This window comes from Actinoplanes cyaneus (assembly GCF_016862095.1).
Lineage (GTDB): Bacteria > Actinomycetota > Actinomycetes > Mycobacteriales > Micromonosporaceae > Actinoplanes > Actinoplanes cyaneus.
The window spans coordinates 377549-394414 of sequence record NZ_BOMH01000007.1 but is presented as its reverse complement, the minus strand read 5'-3'; the positions used below and the strand labels follow the sequence as shown (position 1 = coordinate 394414).

Below are 16866 nucleotides of genomic sequence, written 5' to 3'. Positions count from 1 at the left end.
CTCACGTGTTCTCCCCGGGGACTACCGCCTCGACCGGGTCGAGGATGCCGAAGTACGCACCCGCCGTGTGCACGTCCTTGTCGCCACGGCCGGACAGGTTGATCACGATGACCGGGGTGCGGCCCAGCTCCTCGCGCAGCCGCGGGGCGATCTTCGCGGCGCCGGCCAGAGCGTGCGCGCTCTCGATCGCCGGGATGATCCCCTCGGTACGGCAGAGCAGCTGGAACGCCGCCATCGCCTCGTCGTCGGTGACCGGCTCGTAGGTGGCCCGCCCGGTGTCGTGCAGCCAGGCGTGCTCCGGGCCGACACCCGGGTAGTCCAGGCCGGCCGAGATCGAGTGCGACTCGATGGTCTGCCCGTCCTCGTCCTGCAGCAGGTACGTCCGGTTGCCGTGCAGCACGCCGATCGAACCGCCGGTGATCGACGCCGCGTGCCGGCCGGTCTCCACGCCGGCGCCACCGGCCTCGAAACCGTACAGCCGCACGCCCTCGTCGGGCACGAACGCGTGGAAGATGCCGATCGCGTTGGAGCCGCCACCGACACAGGCCGCGACCGCGTCCGGCAGCCGGCCGATCTGGTCCAGGGACTGCCGGCGGGCCTCGACGCCGATGCCGCCCACGAAGTCACGGACGATTTCCGGGAACGGGTGCGGGCCGGCCGCCGTACCGAGCAGGTAGTGGGTGGTCTCGACGGTGGAGACCCAGTCACGCAGCGCCTCGTTCAGCGCGTCCTTCAGGGTCCGCGAGCCGTTGGTGACCGGCACGACAGTGGCGCCGAGCATCCGCATCCGGGCCACGTTCAGCGCCTGGCGCTCGGTGTCGGTCTCGCCCATGTAGACCACGCACTCGAGGTCGAGCAGGGCGGCCGCGGTCGCGCTGGCCACCCCGTGCTGGCCGGCCCCGGTCTCGGCGATCACCCGGGGCTTGCCCATCCGCTTCGCGAGCAGAGCCTGGCCGAGCACGTTGCGCACCTTGTGCGCGCCGGTGTGGTTCAGGTCCTCACGCTTGAGCCAGATCTCGGCGCCGAGCTTCGCGGAGAGGCGCTTCGCCGGGTAGAGCAGCGACGGGGTGCCCGCGTAGTTCAGCAGCAGGTCCTCGAACTCGGCCTGGAACTCCGGGTCGACCTTCGCCGACCGGTACGCCGTCTCCAGCTCGTCCAGTGCCTTGATCAGTGCTTCCGGGACGAAGCGGCCACCGTAGCGACCGAAGTGCCCGGACAGGTCGGGAAGGGTCCCGGCACTCATCGCACGGGCCTCGGGGTCGCCGGGTGGTTGCCCGCGTTGACCAGCTCGGCCACCGCGTCCCGCGGCGACTTCTGGGTGACCAGGCCCTCGCCGACCAGCACCGCGTCGGCGCCCGCCGAGGCGTACCGGATCAGGTCGTGCGGGCCGCGGACGCCGGACTCGGCGATCTTCACGACGTTGTTCGGCAGGCCGGGCGCGATCCGCTCGAAGACGGACCGGTCCACCTCGAGGGTCCGCAGGTCACGGGCGTTCACCCCGATGACCTTCGCGTTCGCCTCGAGGGCGCGGTCCGCCTCCTCCTCGTTGTGCACCTCGACGAGGGCGGTCATGCCCAGCGACTCGATCCGCTCCAGGAGACCGACCAGCGCGTTCTGCTCCAGCGCCGCGACGATCAGCAGGACCAGGTCCGCGCCGTGGGCCCGGGCCTCGTGCACCTGGTAGCTGGAGATCACGAAGTCCTTGCGCAGGACCGGCACCTTGACCGCGGCACGCACCGCGACCAGGTCGTCCAGCGAGCCGCCGAACCACCGGCCCTCGGTGAGCACGCTGATGCACCGGGCACCACCGGCCGCATACTCCCCGGCCAGCTCGGCCGGGTCCGGGATGTCGGCGAGCGCACCCTTGGACGGGGACGACCGCTTCACCTCGGCGATCACCGCCACGCCCGGCTTGCGCAGGGCCGCGTAGGCGTCGATCGCCGGGGGCGCGGCGGCGGCGAGCTCCCGCACCTGCTCCAACGGCGTCTGTGCCTGACGCGCCGCTACGTCCTCGCGCACACCGGCGAGGATCTCCTCGAGTACGTTCTGCGGCCGCGCGGGTCCGCCACGATCGGATGTCACGTAATGACTCCCCTCTCCGGGTGTCTTCGGCCCGATGCTAGGCGTCGTGGCCCGTCCCCGGGCTCCCGGGGTATGGCGCGCCTCACGAGTTGGACTGGGGCATAATGCCAGGCTGCCCGCCCCGCATGTCACTTCGCTCACATGTCGCATACATCGAGCAGGTGGGTCGCGAAGCCCTGTGCAGGGGCACCTCCCCCGAACGGCCGACACCACCATGCGGTGACACGGGCGTCACGGAGCGGAAATACGGCTCCGGCATCGTGTCCCTCGGGCAAACTTGTCTGCGGCGTCGACAGCGCCGCCACCGCCACCGCCGACGATCACGATGATGATGCGGAGTCGACCAATGGCCACTGACCAGACCCCTCAGACATCCGGTTTCGCCGAGGTCTCCCGGAGCCTCGTCGCCATCGCGGCGGAGGTCGTGACCGGGGTGCAGCGGGCGGTGGTGGGGCCCGCCAACGTGCGGACCGCGCGGGACAACGCGTGGTCGGCGATCGAGGCGGACCGGGCTCGTGCCGCGGCGCGCGCCGAGACCAGCCGGGCGGTGGCCGCGATCGTCGCCACCTCCTCCCGGCGGACCGTTGCGGCGGCCCGGCACCGGGCGCGTGCGGTCGCGTCCACTGTTCACTGACGCCGCTCGTTCACTGATACAGCTCGTTCACTGATACTGCGGAAAGTCCCTCAGTCCGTCGGGTCGTCGCCGCGGTCGAGTGCGTCCCACGCGGCACGGTTGTCCGCCGGTTCCCGATCAGAGCCTTCCCGGCGTACGGCGGCGGGGGCGGGCCTGCGTTCGTACCGCGAGGACATCGCCGCCCAGAGGTGACCGTGCCGCGCGGCGAGCAAGCCGCCCATCGCGATCGCCAGGCCGCCGGCCACGCACGCGACCGGCCAGAGCGTGGCGGCCGCCCCGGCCTCACCGGCGTCCAGGGCTGCCCGCGCGAGCACCGCGCCCGCCGCGATCCCCGCGCCGGCCAGCAGCAGCACGCCGCCCAGGATCCGCCGGGCCAGGCCCTTGGTGGCGAGCAGCGCCCCGGCGCCGGCCAGCGCGACCACGGCCAGGCCGACGAGCCACGGCTGCTCGTCGGCGCCGGTGCGGATGGTGGTCAGATCCGAGAGGCCGGTGCGGTGCTCCACGGTCGACGACCACGTTCGGGTGACGGCGTAGAGGGTGAGGCCGGCCCCGGCGAGGCAGGCGAGGACCGCCGTCAGGTGCGACCGTCGCGTGCCCGGGGTGGCACCGGCCGCCGGCTCACCGCTCGACGTGGCCGCGGCCACCGGCTCGCCGCTCGGGGCGGGAGCGGTCATCGGGCCGCTCGCAGGGTCTCGGCGGCGGCGATCGCGGCCAGCACGGCCGCCGCCTTGTTCCGCGTCTCCTGCTCCTCCGCGGCCGGGTCGGAGTCGGCGACGATGCCGGCGCCCGCCCCGACGTAGGCCACCCCGTCCTTGAGCAGCGCCGTCCGGATCGCGATCGCCATGTCCATGTCACCGGCGAAGCCGAAGTAGCCGACCGTCCCGCCGTAGAGGCCGCGCCGCGTCGGTTCCAGCGACTCGATGATCTCCATGGCCCGGACCTTGGGCGCCCCGGAGAGCGTCCCGGCCGGGAACGTCGCGGCGAGCGCGTCGAACGCCGTCCGGTCCGCGCGGAGCTCGCCGACGACGGTGGACACGATGTGCATCACGTGGCTGTACCGCTCGATCCGGGCGAACTCCGGCACCTCGACGCTGCCCGGCTCGCAGACCCGGCCCAGGTCGTTGCGGCCCAGGTCGACCAGCATCACATGCTCGGAGCGCTCCTTCGGGTCGGCGAGCAGCTCGGCGGCGAGCGCGGCGTCCTGCTCCGGGGTCGCGCCGCGCCAGCGGGTGCCGGCGATCGGGTGCAGCAGCGCGGTCCGGTTAGCACTGACCTTGAGGTGCGCCTCCGGCGACGAGCCGACGATGTCGAAGTCGTCGAAGCGGAGCAGATACATGTACGGGCTCGGGTTCGTCGCCCGCAGCACCCGGTAGATGTCCAGCGCGTTCGCGTCGGTGGGCCGCTCGAACCGCTGCGCCACCACGATCTGGAAGCACTCGCCGGCCCGGATCGCCTCCTTCGCCTCCTCGACCGCCTTCTGGTAGTCGCCGGGGGCGGTGCGGCTGACCGGCTCGCCGGGCCCCGGCCGTTCCACGGTGGAGACCATCGGCGGGGTGGGCCGGGACAGCGCGGTGGTCATCGCGTCCAGCCGGCCGACCGCGTGGTGGTACGCCGCACGCCGGGCCGCGTCGTCGGCGTCCTGCGCCACCACGGCGTTCGCCACCAGCAGCGCCGAGCCGTCGTGGTGGTCGAGCACCACCAGGTCGGTGGCGAGCATCATGCCCAGCTCGGGCAGGTTCAGGTCGTCGTCGGCGGTGGACGGCAGCCGCTCGAAGCGCCGGACCAGGTCGTAGCTCAGGTAACCGACCATGCCACCGGTCAGCGGGGGCAGATCACCCTCCGACGGGCCGTCGGCCAGCGCCGCCACGGTCTGCCGCAGCGCCTCGACCGGGTCACCGCCGAGCGGCACCCCGGGCGGCGGGGTGCCCAGCCAGGCCGCCTCACCGTCACGCTCGATCAGGGTCGCCGCGCTGCGGACGCCGATGAACGAGTACCGCGACCACGCGATGCCCTGCTCGGCGGACTCCAGCAGGAATGTGCCCGGGCCGCCGGCAAGCTTCGTGTAGACGCCGACCGGGGTCTCACCGTCGGCCAGCAGCTTGCGGGTGACCGGGATGACCCGCCGACGCGTACTGACGAATTGGCTCTCGTCCGGAGAAGTCGCTCCACTGGTCACTGGGCCACCTTCAGGTCGTCGCTGAAACAGGTGTGCGTTCCGGTGTGGCAGGCCGCGCCGGTCTGCTCGACGGTCAGCAGCAGCGCGTCGCCGTCGCAGTCCAGCGCCACCTTCCGGACCCGCTGGTGGTGGCCGGACGTGGCGCCCTTCACCCAGTACTCCTGACGGCTGCGGGACCAGTAGGTGGCCTTGCCGGTCGTCAGCGTCCGATGCAGCGCCTCGGCGTCCATCCAGGCCAGCATCAGCACGTCGCCGGTGCCGTGCTCCTGCACGATCGCGGCGACCAGGCCGTCCGGAGTGCGCTTGAGCCGCGCGGCGATCGCCGCGTCCAGGGAAGTCTCTGCATCTGACACGACGACGATTCTCCCGCACGATCGCGGAATCCTTGCACCGGCTCGTGAGGGCCCACGATCCGGTCACAGGGGATGTGCCGGGCCCATCGGGGCGGTACCGTCGGCGGGGCGCCGTTACCTGCCTAGATGCCCCGGCGCTCGCCGCCGGTGTGTCTGCGCAGCTCCAAGCCCCGGTGGCGCGCCTCGCGACGGGAGTGGTTTACCGATGGAGCCGACCTCCAGCCCCGACAATCCGCGGCCCGCGCCCGGTCTTGCCCGCTTTTGGCAGGTTCGCCCGGATTCGGATGCCGAGTCGACCTACCTGCCGTCCGCCTATCTGCCCCCGGCGGAGGAGTCGTCGGTGCGGGAACCGGAGCCGGAGATGCTGTCCCTGGGCTCCCGGCGGGTGTCCGAGCCCGCCGACCGTGCACTCCCGCCGATCCCCGTGGACCTGCTGACCGGGTCGTCCGTGCCGTTCGGAGCTCACCCGGTGTCCCCGTTCGCACCGGTCGCGTCCGCCCGCGGCCCGCACGGCCCCGGCGACGCCAACGGTTTCCACGGCAATCCGGGCGACCTGCCGGGCAGCGATCCGTTCGGGCTGAACCGGGCAGCCGGTCGTGGCCCCGGCCCGGCCCGGGGTGACCGCGGCAACCCCCCACCGGCCCGTTCCCGGCACGGCGATTCTGATCACTCGATCCCTTCGGACCACGAGCCCGACCCTGGCCAGGACGTAGAGTCCCAGGGGCCCGAGGCCGATACACCGGGGCGGGAGACCTCTTTCGGGGGATTCCGGCTCGGCGGCACCGGGCGATTCCTCTTCGGCGGCCGAGGTCCCGACGACGCGCAACCGGGCGTCAACGGGCACGCCGCCGGGGCGGAGCCTTCGGCCGCGGAGGAGACCGGGGTCACCGGTCACGGCGACGTCCCGGTCACCGAGTCCGGCGACACTCAGGTCACCGAGCCCGGCGACGCTCACGTCGGCGAGCCCGGCGACGCTCACGTCGGTGAGTTCGGCGACAACCACGTCGCTGGGTTCAGCGACACCCACGTCGCTGAACCCGGCGACTCCCCCGTCGCCGAGCCGCCGGCCGACGAGAGGTCCACCGGGGTCACCCCCGCGGACGAGCCGGCCGACAAGGCGTCGCCGGAGGCCGGCCAGGACCCCGCCGAGCAGGCGGGACCACGCGACGAGAACGGACGTGACGACATGAACGGACGGGCAGGAGCCCCCGGGTACGCACAGGCCGGCGACGTGCCGGGCCACGAGGAGGCGCCCGCGGCGGACAGCCCGGCCGAGGAGACCGCTCCCGCCTCGGGCTGGGCGTCGGTCCCGGTGCAGCCGCCGACCTCGGGCGGCCCGGCCGGCCCGGTCTCCGGCGCGCCGGTGTCACCCGGTTACGCCCCGGCGCCGTACCTGGCGACCGACTTCACCCCGGACCACCCGGCCGTCTCGCTGGACCACGCCGGCGGCTCGCTGGACCACCCGGGTGCCACGCTGGACCTGCCCGAGCAGGGCGGTTCCGCGCCGGCCGACCCGGCCGCGTCCGCCGCGCCGGTCTCCCCCGCTCAGCCGCAGGCTCCGGCTCCGATCAGCGGCTCGGCCCCGGCTCCGGCCCCGATCAGCGGCTCGGCTTCGGCCCCGATCAGCGGTTCAGCGCCGGCCCCCGTCAGCGGCTCGGCTTCGGTGAGCGGCTCATCTCCGGTGAGCGGTTCGGCGCCGGCCCCGGTCAGCGGCTCGGCCTCGGTTCCCGCGCCGGATCTGGCGTACCCGATGCCGCCCATCCCGCAGATCCCGGCCACCCGGGCGCCGTCCGACCTGCCGGTCGCGCCGGACACCGGGTTCGCGTTCGGCTCGCCGGCCACCACCGGTTACAGCCTGGGCCGATCCGGCGAGGCCTTCGGCGTCGCCTCGGTCACTCCGGCCGGCCCGTCCGCGCCGCAGCCCGGCTCGGTCACGCCGCCGCCGCTGGAGTTCCAGCCGTACCCGGAGTCCGGCCTGGCCGGCGTCTCGATCAGCAACTTCCGGCGCCACCCGCTCGACGACGAGCCGCGCCCGGCCGCCCGTCGCTCGGCCAGCCTGGAGGACGCCGAGCCGGTCCGCCGCCCGAACCGCCGCGCCGCCGAGGACGACGACCTCTCCATCACCCCGGCCGCGGAGGGCTCGGTCATCCGTCCCACGGTCTGGGACGAGGACGCCGCCCGCCACTTCCGGGCCGCCTGGCACGAGGTGAAGGCGGAGTTCGTCGACGACCCGGTGAACGCGCTCACCCGCGCCCATGACCTGCTCACCGACGCCGTGAACGAGCTGACCGAGGTCCTGCTGGCCGAGCGCGACGAGCTCGACCCGCTGCGCGGCACCGGCACGACGGACACGGAGAGCATGCGCATGGCCATGCGCGGCTACCGCGAGTTCCTGGACCGCATCCTCTCCCTGTAACCGTATGGCGCAGGGGTGCTCCACCAACCGCGAAGCACCCCTGCGCCCAAGAAGCCACCGGTTCCGAGTGGCCGTCACGGGTGCTTCAACGCCGTCAAGCACCCCTGACCACCAGCCGCGACTCACGCAAGAAGGCGGGCAGCCCCCGGCACGGGGCTGCCCGCCTTTTCGCTGCCTCACTCCCCGCGGCACCGGTGAGTGAGGCTGACGGGATCCCACCACCGACGGCGGCAGAAGGTGAGTGGTGGGATCCCGGGCTATTCGAAGACTCGGGCCGGCGCTAGGCGGCGCACTTGCGGCAGAGGATGGGGTGGAGCAGGTGGGCGAGGTCGTGACGGTCGGTGACCGGCCGCGGGAAGGCGAGGCGCGCGCTGCGTGACCCCATCCGGACCAGGAAGCCGTAGCGGTCCAGCCGGACCACCCGGGGTTCGTCGCCGGGACGGGCGGCCGCGCCCAACTGCCGGCGCACGTAGTCGCTCATCTCGGCCACGTGGTGATCGGCCAGGTCCGCGATCAGGTCGAACTCGACGGCGCGCAGCGGGTCAGGCGACGCCTCGGCGTAGTCGTCCGGGTCGATCTCGACGAGCTTCTCGTGGCGTTCGAAGCGCACCTCGGCCACGTCCATCCGGTACAGCGCCTGGGACTCCCCGATGTCGAGCAGGTCCCCGCAGGCGTCGGTGTCGGCGTAGTCCAGCGCGGCGGCGCGCGCCTCGTCGCCGGTGAGCCGGGCGGCCCAGCCGGACACCCACACGCGGCCGATCGCGGGTGAGGAGGACATCGGCGGCACGTCCCGGACGTCGAGAACGAGCGCGGCGTCGTCGTTGCCCGGCTGCGGCCGCAGCGCCGTGGTGAGCGTGCTGCCGGAGGGCACGAGCAGCAGCGGACGGCCCTGCGCGTCGGTCACGTGCCGCACCGGGAGCGGCCCGGGGTGGCAGGCGATGTGGGCGACGGCGGGCAGGTGACCGGCGGCGAGAGTACGCGCGATCTCGGCGGGACTGGGTTGCATGACGAGCACCTCCGGGCACCGGTTAGGCTTACCTAAGTTAGGCAAGGCTAACCGTAACAGGAGATCCGGAGTGAACAACTCGCGACCCAAAGCCAAGCTCTCCCGGGCGCTCGGCATCCCACTGACCCGCAAGTGCGTGAAGTACTTCGAGCGGCGGCCGTTCCCGCCGGGTGTGCACGGCCGTGGCCGGCGCAAGAGCTCGGACTACCAGGTCCGTCTTCTGGAGAAGCAGCGTCTGCGGCACCAGTACAACATCAGCGAGGTCCAGATGCGGGCCGCGTACGAGGCCGCGCACCAGGCCGAGGGCAAGACCGGCGAGAACATGGTCACCCTGCTGGAGCGCCGTCTCGACGCGACCGTCTTCCGGGCCGGCTTCACGCGCACCATCTACCAGGCCCGCCAGCTCGTCGTGCACGGTCACTTCACGGTGGACGGCAAGAAGGTGGACCGGCCGGGCTACAAGCTCAAGCCGGGCCAGGTCGTCGAGGTCAGGGAGACGAGCCGGCAGAAGCCGCCGTTCCAGATCGCGGCGACCGGCGCCCACCTCGACGGGCCGACCGCGCCGTACCTGTCGACGGTCCTCGAGGAGCTGCGCACCACCGTGATCCGGGTGCCGCAGCGCACTGAGGTCCCGGTGCTCTGCGACGAGCAGCTCGTCGTCGAGTACTACGCCCGCTGACCCGCTGAACCCCGGGGGCTGCCACCCCCGGAGATCGCCGGTGAGATGGCAAGCGGCTTTTCGACGCCCGCGGGGTTTGCGGGAAGCCGCCTGCCATCTCACCGGTTACCAGGGCGACCTTCCGATGAGAAGCGGATCCGGCTAGCCCTGCGTCTGTTCCAACCAGCTGGCGTAGAGCTTGGCGTAGATGGAATCCAGCTCGGCGACGAGCTGGGCGTGCGGGCCGCGTTGCACGACGCGGCCCGCGTCCACCACGATCACCTCGTCCGCGGCCTGCGCGGTGGAGAGCCGGTGCGCGATCGCCACCGTCGTCCGGCCGCGAGTGACCAGGTCCAGCGCGTGCTGCAGGCGCACCTCGGTGGCCGGGTCGACCGCGCTGGTCGCCTCGTCGAGCACGAGCAGGTCGGGATCGGCCACATAGGCCCGGACCAGCGCCACGAGCTGGCGTTCCCCGACGCTGAGCGCCTCGCCGCGCTCGCCGACCGGGGTGTCCAGCCCCTCGGGCAGCCCGGCGAGCCAGTCCGCGAGGCCGAGCTCGGTGAACGCGGTCGTCAGCTGCTCGCCGGTGAGCGACGGCTCGGCGAAGCGGATGTTCTCCGCGACGGTGGCGTCGAACAGGAAGCCGTCCTGCGGGACCATCACCACCCGCGAGCGCAGCGACGAGAACCGCACCGACGTCAGCGGCGTCCCGGAGAGCAGCACCTCGCCCGCGGCCGGATCCATCAGCCGGGTGAGCAGCTTGGCGAACGTCGTCTTCCCGCTGCCGGTCTCTCCCACCACCGCATACTTGCGCCGGGCGGGCAGTTCGAGATCGACATCAGCCAGGACGACGGGTCCGCCCGGGTAGCGGAACGAGACGTCGGCGAAGCACACCGACAGCGGCCCCTCGGGCAGCGCCACACCCCGGTCGTCCGGGTCGGCGACATCCGGCTCGACGTCGAGCACGTCGAGGATCCGGCGCCAGCCGGCCACCGCGTTCTGCGCCTCGTTGAGCATGTCGGTGGCGATCTGCACGGGCTGGATGAAGAGCGTCACCAGGAACAGGAACGCGGTGAGCTGCCCGACGGTGAGGTCGCCGCCGGCCCCGAGCAGGACGCCGACCACGACCACACCGGCCATGGCCAGCCCGGCCCCGATCTCGCCGCTGGAGAAACTGGTCACGCTGGTGCGCAGGGCCTTCTGCTGGGCGACGCGCAGATCGTCGATGGACGTGTCGAGGCGCTGCTGGGTGCGGCCGGACACCCCGTACGCGCGAATGACCGTCGCACCGACGACACTCTCCGCGATGGCGCCGAGCATCACCCCGGTCCGTTCCCGGGAGGCCTGATAGACGGCGCGCAGCCGTTTCTGGAACAGCCGGATCACGCCGACCGCCGGGCCGAACGCGATGAGCACGACCAGCGCGAGCTGCCAGGAGTAGACGAACATCACCGCGGCCGAGACCAGCAGTTGCCCGGAGGCGAGCAGCAGCTGCACCCCGCCGAACTGCAGGAACTGCGAGATCTGGTCGACGTCGCTGGTCACCCGGGACACCATCGAGCCGCGCCGCTCGGACTGCTGGTGCAGCATCGACAGGTCGTGGATGTGCCGGAACGCCCGGGAGCGCAGCGCCGCCAGCGCGGTCTCGCTGACGGTGAAGAGCCGCCGGGTCATCAGGTATCCACAGAGTGTCGAGATCAGCAGCGCGCAGAGCGTGAACAGGACGATCTCGGTGACCACGCCCAGGTCGGGGCCGCCCGCCGCGCGGATGCCGTGGTCGATGCCCTGCTGCACGGCGATCGGCACGGCCACCCGCCCGGCCATCTGCAGCATGGCGAGCACGATCGTGCCGCCCAGCCCGGTCCGCAGTTCCGGCGACAGGGCCAGACCACGCTTGACGGTGGCCAGCGTTCCTTCGCTCATGGGAGCTCTTCCGCCTTCTCGTACGCCGTGACCAGCTCCTGATAGCCGCGATGGAACGTCATCAGCTCGGCATGCGTCCCGGTCGCCACGACCCGCCCGCGCTCCAGGTAGACCACCTGGTCGGCGAGGGCGATCGTGGCCCGCCGGTACGCCACGACCAGGATCGACGCGCCCGCGTCGCCCCCGCGCAGCGCACCGAGGATGGCCGCCTCCACCCGCGGGTCGACGGCGCTGGTCGCGTCGTCGAGCACGAGCAGTCGCGGCGTGCCGGCCAGCGCCCGGGCCAGGGTGAGCCGCTGCCGCTGACCGCCGGAGAGCGAGGTGCCGCGCTCGCCGACCGCGGTGCCCAGCCCCTCGGGCAGGTTGGCCACGAACCTCTCGGCCTGCGCCAGCGTGATCGCCGCGCGGACCGCGTCGTCGTCCACCCCGGGCCGGTCCAGCGCGATGTTGCCGCGGACGGTGTCGTCGAAGACGAACGGGATCTGCGGGACCAGTGCGGTCGCGCCGGCCAGGGCGGACAGCGACAGGTCGGGCAGTTTGACCCCGTCCAGCGCGACGCTGCCGGATTCCGGGTCGACCAGGCGCACGGCGAGCGAGGCGATCGTCGACTTGCCGGAGCCGGTCGCGCCGACGAGCGCCACCGTCTTGCCGGCCGGCACCGTGAAACTCACCTCGTGCAGGACCTCGGGGCCGTCGCCGTACCGGAAATCGACCTGCTCGAAGCGCAACTCGGCAGGGCCGGAACCGGTCAGCGAACCCTCGCCGTAGGCGAGATCGCCCTCGGCGCCGAGCACGGCCTGCACCCGATCCCAGCCGGCCACGCTGCGCGGGAGCTCGGCGACGACCCAGCCGATCGCCCGCACCGGGAACGCCAGCACGGTGAACAGGAACGAGACGCTGACCAGCTCGGTCACGCCGATCGCGCCAGTCTGCAGCCGCCAGGCGCCGAGCAGCAGGACGGCGAGCGTGCCGAGGCTGGGCAGGCTGTCCATCAGCGGGTCGAACAGGCCGCGCAGCCGGCCCACGGAGATCAGCGAGTCGCGCAGCTCGTCGACGAAGACGCCGAAGCGGCGGGACTCGTCGGCCTCCCGGCCCATCGTCTTGACGACCAGCGCGCCGTCGAAGCTCTCGTGCGCGACGGCGCTGACCTTCGCCCGGTTCTGCTGGACGAGGATCTGGCGCGGCGACATCCGGCGCGAGTAGACCAGGTTCAACCCGAACAGCGCGGGGAACAGCGTGGCGCCGACCAGGGCCAGGACCCAGTCGGTGGCGAAGAGCGAGACCAGCGCGCCGATCAGCATCACGACAGTGCCGACCGCGAACGGCAGCGGAGCGATCGGGCCCCAGGCCGCCTCGACGTCGGAGTTCGCGTTCGACAGCAGCGTGCCGGTGGCGTGCCGCTGGTGCCAGGCCGGCGGCAGCGACAGGTAACGCCGGGTCACCGCGCTGCGATAGCGCGCCTGCAGCCGGAACTGCATGTAACCGGCGCCGAGCCGGCGGCCGAAGATGCTGGCCACGCGCAGGGCGCTGATGCCCAGGAAGGCCGCGGCGACCAGGCCGAGCTCGGCGGTGCTCGCCCGGTGCGCGGCGAAGGCGGGCACGACGATGTCGCCGATCACCCAGCCCACCACGTACGAGTTGGCGATGATGAGCAGCCCGAACAGGCTGCTGCCGATGGTGCCGACGGTGAAGAGCCGTGGTTCCGTGCGGATCGCGTGGCCGAGCACCCGCAGACCCCGTCCCAGCACGTCGCGGCTGGCTCTGCTGCTCATTTCCTACCTGACTGGTAAGTGTTGACCGGCGAATCCGGCCTTACCGTTACCATCCTGCCGAACGAGCGGTCGCCCGCCACACTCTCACCACTGTGGCGACGATTACACCGTGGCATACCATCGGTCGATGAACGACTACGCCCGCCAGGAACGCCGGCTGCTCGCCGACCTGCTGCTGCGTGAGGGCCCGGACGCGCCGACGCTGTGCACCGGGTGGACCACCCGGGATCTGGCCGCTCATCTCGTCGTCCGGGAACGCCGGCCGGACGCCTCCGCCGGGATGATCATCCCGGCGCTCCACTCGTACGGTGAGCGGGTGCGCCTGGCCAAGGCCGCCATGCCGTACCCGGAACTGATCGCCGAGCTGCGGCAGCCGCCGGTGTGGAGCCCGATCAGCAGCCCGCTCACCGACGGCGTGATCAACACCATGGAGTTCTTCATCCACCACGAGGACGTGCGCCGCGTCACACCGGACTGGGAGCCGCGCCCGCTGCCGGCCGGCCACCAGGCCGCGCTCTGGCGCAGCGGCAAGCTCACCTCGCGGATGGCGCTGCGCCGGGCGGGCGTGGTCGCCGAGGTGGTCCCCGACGGCTTCCCGCCGGTGCGGACCGGCCCGGCGCCGGCCGTGCGGATCAGCGGCGACGTGGGTGAGCTGGCGATCTTCTTCTCCGGGCGGCAGCGCGCCGCCCGCGTCGAGATCGAGGGCGACCCGGCCACGGCCGAGCGGCTGCGCGGGGCCAAGCTCGGCTTCTGACGATTGGCCCCTTCACAAGACCGCAGATTGGCTCGGACGTACGGACCAATCGCCCTCTAGTTTCTTCCCATGACCGCTCGACTCTCGGTGGCTCAGGGCACGGCGCTCTCGATCGGCGCCGTGCTGGGCACCGGCCTCATCTCCATGCCGGCGCTGGCCGCCGCGGCCGCGGGACCCGCCGCACTGCTGGCGTGGCTCGCACTGATCGTTCTCTCCGCGCCCCTGGCCTGGACGTTCGCGGCGCTCGGCGCGCGGTACCCGGACGGCGGCGGGGTGTCGACGTACGCCGGAATGGCCTTCGGACGACGCGCGGCCGCCGCCGTGGGCTGGTGCTTCTACTTCGCGGTGCCGCTCGGCGCGCCGGTCGCCGCGGCGTTCACCGGCGGGTACGTCGCGGACGCGCTCGGCGGCGGCAAGGTCACCGAGTTCCTGACGTTCGTCGGGGTGGTGGCCACGGCGTACGCGATGAACTGGTTCGGTCTTCGCATCTCCGGCCGGGTCCAGCTGGTGCTGACCGGAACCCTGGCGCTGCTGCTGGTGCTGACCGTGCTGGCCGCGCTGCCGCACCTGGACACGTCGAACCTCACCCCGTTCATGCCGCACGGCTGGTCCGGGGTCGGCGCCGCCACCGCCATCCTGGTCTGGGGGTTCGCCGGGTGGGAGGCGCTGTCGTCACTGTCGGCGGAGTACCGCGACCCGCGCCGGGACGTGCCGCGGGCCACGATGCTCGCGGTCGCCGTGGTCGGCGTGCTCTACCTCGCGGTGGCCGCGGTCAGCGTGCTCGCGCTCGGGCCGGGCCTCGCGCGCAGCCGGGCGCCGCTCGCCGACCTGCTGGCGATCGGGCTGGGCGGGCCGGTCCGGGGAGTCACCGCGGTCGTCGCCGTGGTGCTGACGCTGGGCGCGGTGAACGCGTACTTCGCGGGCGCCAGCAGACTCGGAGTGGCGCTGGCCCGGGACGGCGCGCTGCCGGCCCGGGTGTTCGGGGGCCGGCGCCGCTCCCTCACCTTCATCCTGGTGACCAGCATCGGGTGCGCGTTGCTGCCGCTCTCCGTCTCGCAGTCGGCGCTGCTGGTGACGGGGTGTTTCACCCTGGTGTACGTGATCGGCACCGCCGCCGCGCTGCGACTGCTGCCACGCGGGTGGCCGCGGGTGGTGGCCGGGACCGCGTTCGCCGCCGTCTGCGGGCTGCTGTGGCTGAACGGCTGGCCGGCGCTGCTGAGTCTCGGTTTCGCGGCCGGCGCCCTGACCTATCAACTGGTGTCAGAGAAGATCGGACAGGATCGCCAGGCCCTCGTCGAGCCGCGCGGGATCGATCGCGCCGAAGCCGAGAACGAGGCCGTGCCGGTCGCCGCCGTAGTGGGAGAGATCGTCGAGGGTCAGCCCGAGCGCCGGTGACAGGTCGGGAATCGCCGACCCGGCCAGCGCGGTCACGTGCAGCCCGGCCGCCGACGGCACCACGGTGAGCCCCGGTATCGCGCTCAGCGCGGCGACGATCCGGGTGTGGCGGGCCGCGTACTCCCGGCGGGCCCGGCGCACGTGCCGGGCCAGCTCACCCTCGTCGATGAAGCGCGCGAGCGCCGCCTGGATCGCCACGTGCCCGTGCCCGTCGCCGAGCTGCCGGGCCGCCGCCAGGGCGGGACGCAGGCTCGGCGGGGTGAGGACGAAACCCGTACGGACGGTGGGCAGCATGCTCTTGGAGAACGTGCCCACGTAGAGCACCCGGTCGTACTCGTCGAGCGCCCGCAACGGCTCCAGGGGGCGGCTGCCGAAACGGAACTCGCTGTCGTAGTCGTCCTCCACGATCGCCACCTGCCGCCGTCGCGCCCAGTCGAGCAACTGCCGCCGCCGGTCGAGGCTGAGCACCGGCCCGAGCGGGAACTGGTGCGACGGCGTGACGTAGACGATCCGCGCGTGCGCCGGCAACGCGTCCACGACCAGCCCCTCGCCGTCGACCGGCACGCCGGTGACCTTCGCGCCCAGCGAGGCGAACAGGGCCCGGGCCGGTGGATATCCCGGCTCCTCCACGGCGACCGTGTCCCCGGGCCGCAGCAGCACCCGTCCGATCAGGTCGAACGCGTGCTGCGCCCCGTTGGTGACCAGCACGTCGGCGGCCGTGGCCCGGACCGACCGGGCATATCCCAGGTAGCGCGCGATCGCGGACCGCAGCGCCGGATGCCCGTACGGATCGGCGTACGTCCCCGGCCCGTTCGCCCGCAACCGCAGCTCGGCGCCGACCATCCGCCGCCACGTGTCGAACGGGAACAGCCCGGCGTCCGGGATGCCGACCCGGAAGTCGAACTTCGGTGCCGCGACGGTCCCGCTGGTCGGCTCGGGGGCGAAGGCCCAGCCGGCGCGCGGCCGCAGCGGATCCGGCGCCGGCGGTCGCTGCCGGCGCGGCACCCGGGGCTCGGCCACGAACGTCCCGGAGCCGACCCGCGCGGTCAGGTGGCCCTCGGCGACCAGACGCTCGTACGCCCCGGCCACGCTGCCCCGGGAGACGCCGAGGTCAGCGGCGAGCGTCCGGCTGGCCGGCAGCCGGTGCCCGGCCGGGAGGCGGCCGTCCGCGATGGCCGTGCGCAGCGCCCGGTACACCGCGGCGGTCGTCCCGCCGGCCCCGGGCCCGGTCTCGATCACCAGATCCACGCCTGAACGGTATAGACATTCCAGGATGCCCGGCGGATGTAACTCTGCGCATACGCTCAGGCACGAAGCATCGACTTCGATACTCAGGGGGATGACATGAGGATGCGACGTGGCGGGTTCCGGGCAGCGGTGGTGCTGCTCGTGGTGGCAGGTGCGATCGGCCTGGTGTCCGGTCCGGCGGCCGCGGCGACCGGGGGTGACGTGTCACTGCTCGGCAGCCCCGCGGTCTCCCTGCTCGTCTCCCTGCTCTGACTGGCGTTCCAGCTCGCCAGCGGTGACGAACGTGGCCGCACCGGCCGTCCGTCGATCAATCGCCGTCGCTCTTCCCCGCGGTCCACGCGACCGGGGAAGGCGGCGGCGAAGTCGTTCCCGGCCGTGTCGGCGAGCCGCGCCGGCGCGGCCGTGTCGACACCTGTCCCACCGACAACCAGGAAAACCACGTGGTCAAC

At 72.8% G+C, this 16866-nt stretch carries 14 protein-coding genes and 1 pseudogene; 6 read left to right on the top strand and 9 right to left on the bottom strand.

Features of this window, described 5'->3' with window-relative positions:
- Nucleotide 1 precedes the first annotated feature (1 nt).
- Together trpB and trpC are read right to left on the bottom strand one after the other, a co-directional pair.
- Nucleotides 2-1243, bottom strand: coding sequence for a tryptophan synthase subunit beta (trpB, locus tag Acy02nite_RS06110; protein WP_203738792.1), 1242 nt, complete (start codon nt 1241-1243; stop codon nt 2-4).
- Nucleotides 1240-2082: an indole-3-glycerol phosphate synthase TrpC gene (trpC, locus tag Acy02nite_RS06105; RefSeq protein ID WP_203738791.1), complete on the bottom strand. Its 843-nt coding sequence runs from the start codon at nt 2080-2082 to the stop codon at nt 1240-1242. Before trpC ends, trpB begins: the two co-directional genes overlap by 4 nt.
- A gap of 346 nt (nt 2083-2428) precedes the next feature.
- Between trpC and Acy02nite_RS06100 the strand changes: the two genes are divergently transcribed.
- Nucleotides 2429-2716 (top strand): hypothetical protein, encoded by a 288-nt coding sequence (locus tag Acy02nite_RS06100; protein ID WP_203738790.1) that lies wholly within the window; start codon nt 2429-2431, stop codon nt 2714-2716.
- 50 nt (nt 2717-2766) lie between these two features.
- Here Acy02nite_RS06100 and Acy02nite_RS06095 read toward each other — a convergent pair whose 3' ends face one another.
- Genes Acy02nite_RS06095 through hisI form a run of 3 tightly spaced genes read right to left on the bottom strand, consistent with a single transcriptional unit; the run spans nt 2767 to nt 5245 of the window.
- Complete coding sequence (locus tag Acy02nite_RS06095; protein ID WP_203738789.1) at nt 2767-3390, bottom strand: Trp biosynthesis-associated membrane protein; 624 nt, start codon at nt 3388-3390, stop codon at nt 2767-2769.
- Nucleotides 3387-4892 carry an anthranilate synthase component I gene (locus Acy02nite_RS06090; protein ID WP_203738788.1) on the bottom strand — a complete coding sequence of 502 codons (1506 nt, stop codon included), beginning with the start codon at nt 4890-4892 and terminating at the stop codon, nt 3387-3389. Before Acy02nite_RS06090 ends, Acy02nite_RS06095 begins: the two co-directional genes overlap by 4 nt.
- The gene (hisI, locus tag Acy02nite_RS06085) at nt 4889-5245 is read right to left on the bottom strand and encodes a phosphoribosyl-AMP cyclohydrolase (RefSeq protein WP_203738787.1); all 357 of its coding nucleotides are present in this window, start codon (nt 5243-5245) and stop codon (nt 4889-4891) included. The genes Acy02nite_RS06090 and hisI overlap by 4 nt, the downstream gene beginning before the upstream one ends.
- A gap of 205 nt (nt 5246-5450) precedes the next feature.
- On the opposite strand from hisI, the gene Acy02nite_RS06080 reads away from it, so the two are divergent.
- Entirely contained in the window at nt 5451-7661 is a 2211-nt protein-coding gene (locus tag Acy02nite_RS06080) for a hypothetical protein (protein ID WP_203738786.1), read from the top strand.
- Between the two features lie 280 nt (nt 7662-7941).
- On the opposite strand, the gene Acy02nite_RS06075 is transcribed toward Acy02nite_RS06080, so the two are convergent.
- Nucleotides 7942-8667, bottom strand: coding sequence for a DUF2470 domain-containing protein (locus tag Acy02nite_RS06075; protein ID WP_203738785.1), 726 nt, complete (start codon nt 8665-8667; stop codon nt 7942-7944).
- Between the two features lie 70 nt (nt 8668-8737).
- Here Acy02nite_RS06075 and rpsD point away from each other — a divergent pair, with 70 nt between their 5' ends.
- Nucleotides 8738-9346, top strand: coding sequence for a 30S ribosomal protein S4 (gene rpsD, locus Acy02nite_RS06070; RefSeq protein WP_203738784.1), 609 nt, complete (start codon nt 8738-8740; stop codon nt 9344-9346).
- A gap of 141 nt (nt 9347-9487) precedes the next feature.
- Here rpsD and Acy02nite_RS06065 read toward each other — a convergent pair whose 3' ends face one another.
- On the bottom strand, nt 9488-11248 hold the full coding sequence (locus tag Acy02nite_RS06065; RefSeq protein WP_203738783.1) for an ABC transporter ATP-binding protein: 1761 nt from the start codon (nt 11246-11248) through the stop codon (nt 9488-9490).
- Nucleotides 11245-13020, bottom strand: a complete 1776-nt coding sequence (locus Acy02nite_RS06060; RefSeq protein ID WP_203738782.1) for an ABC transporter ATP-binding protein — start codon at nt 13018-13020, stop codon at nt 11245-11247. Before Acy02nite_RS06060 ends, Acy02nite_RS06065 begins: the two co-directional genes overlap by 4 nt.
- A gap of 127 nt (nt 13021-13147) precedes the next feature.
- Between Acy02nite_RS06060 and Acy02nite_RS06055 the strand changes: the two genes are divergently transcribed.
- On the top strand, nt 13148-13774 hold the full coding sequence (locus Acy02nite_RS06055; RefSeq protein WP_203738781.1) for a TIGR03085 family metal-binding protein: 627 nt from the start codon (nt 13148-13150) through the stop codon (nt 13772-13774).
- A 69-nt stretch (nt 13775-13843) separates the two neighbouring features.
- Nucleotides 13844-14836 (top strand): annotated as a pseudogene (locus tag Acy02nite_RS46345) (APC family permease); the annotation flags it as partial.
- A gap of 198 nt (nt 14837-15034) precedes the next feature.
- Here Acy02nite_RS46345 and pdxR read toward each other — a convergent pair.
- On the bottom strand, nt 15035-16417 hold the full coding sequence (pdxR, locus tag Acy02nite_RS06050; protein ID WP_203738780.1) for a MocR-like pyridoxine biosynthesis transcription factor PdxR: 1383 nt from the start codon (nt 16415-16417) through the stop codon (nt 15035-15037).
- 96 nt (nt 16418-16513) lie between these two features.
- Between pdxR and Acy02nite_RS06045 the strand changes: the two genes are divergently transcribed.
- Entirely contained in the window at nt 16514-16669 is a 156-nt protein-coding gene (locus Acy02nite_RS06045; RefSeq protein ID WP_203738779.1) for a hypothetical protein, read from the top strand.
- Nucleotides 16670-16866 lie beyond the last annotated feature (197 nt).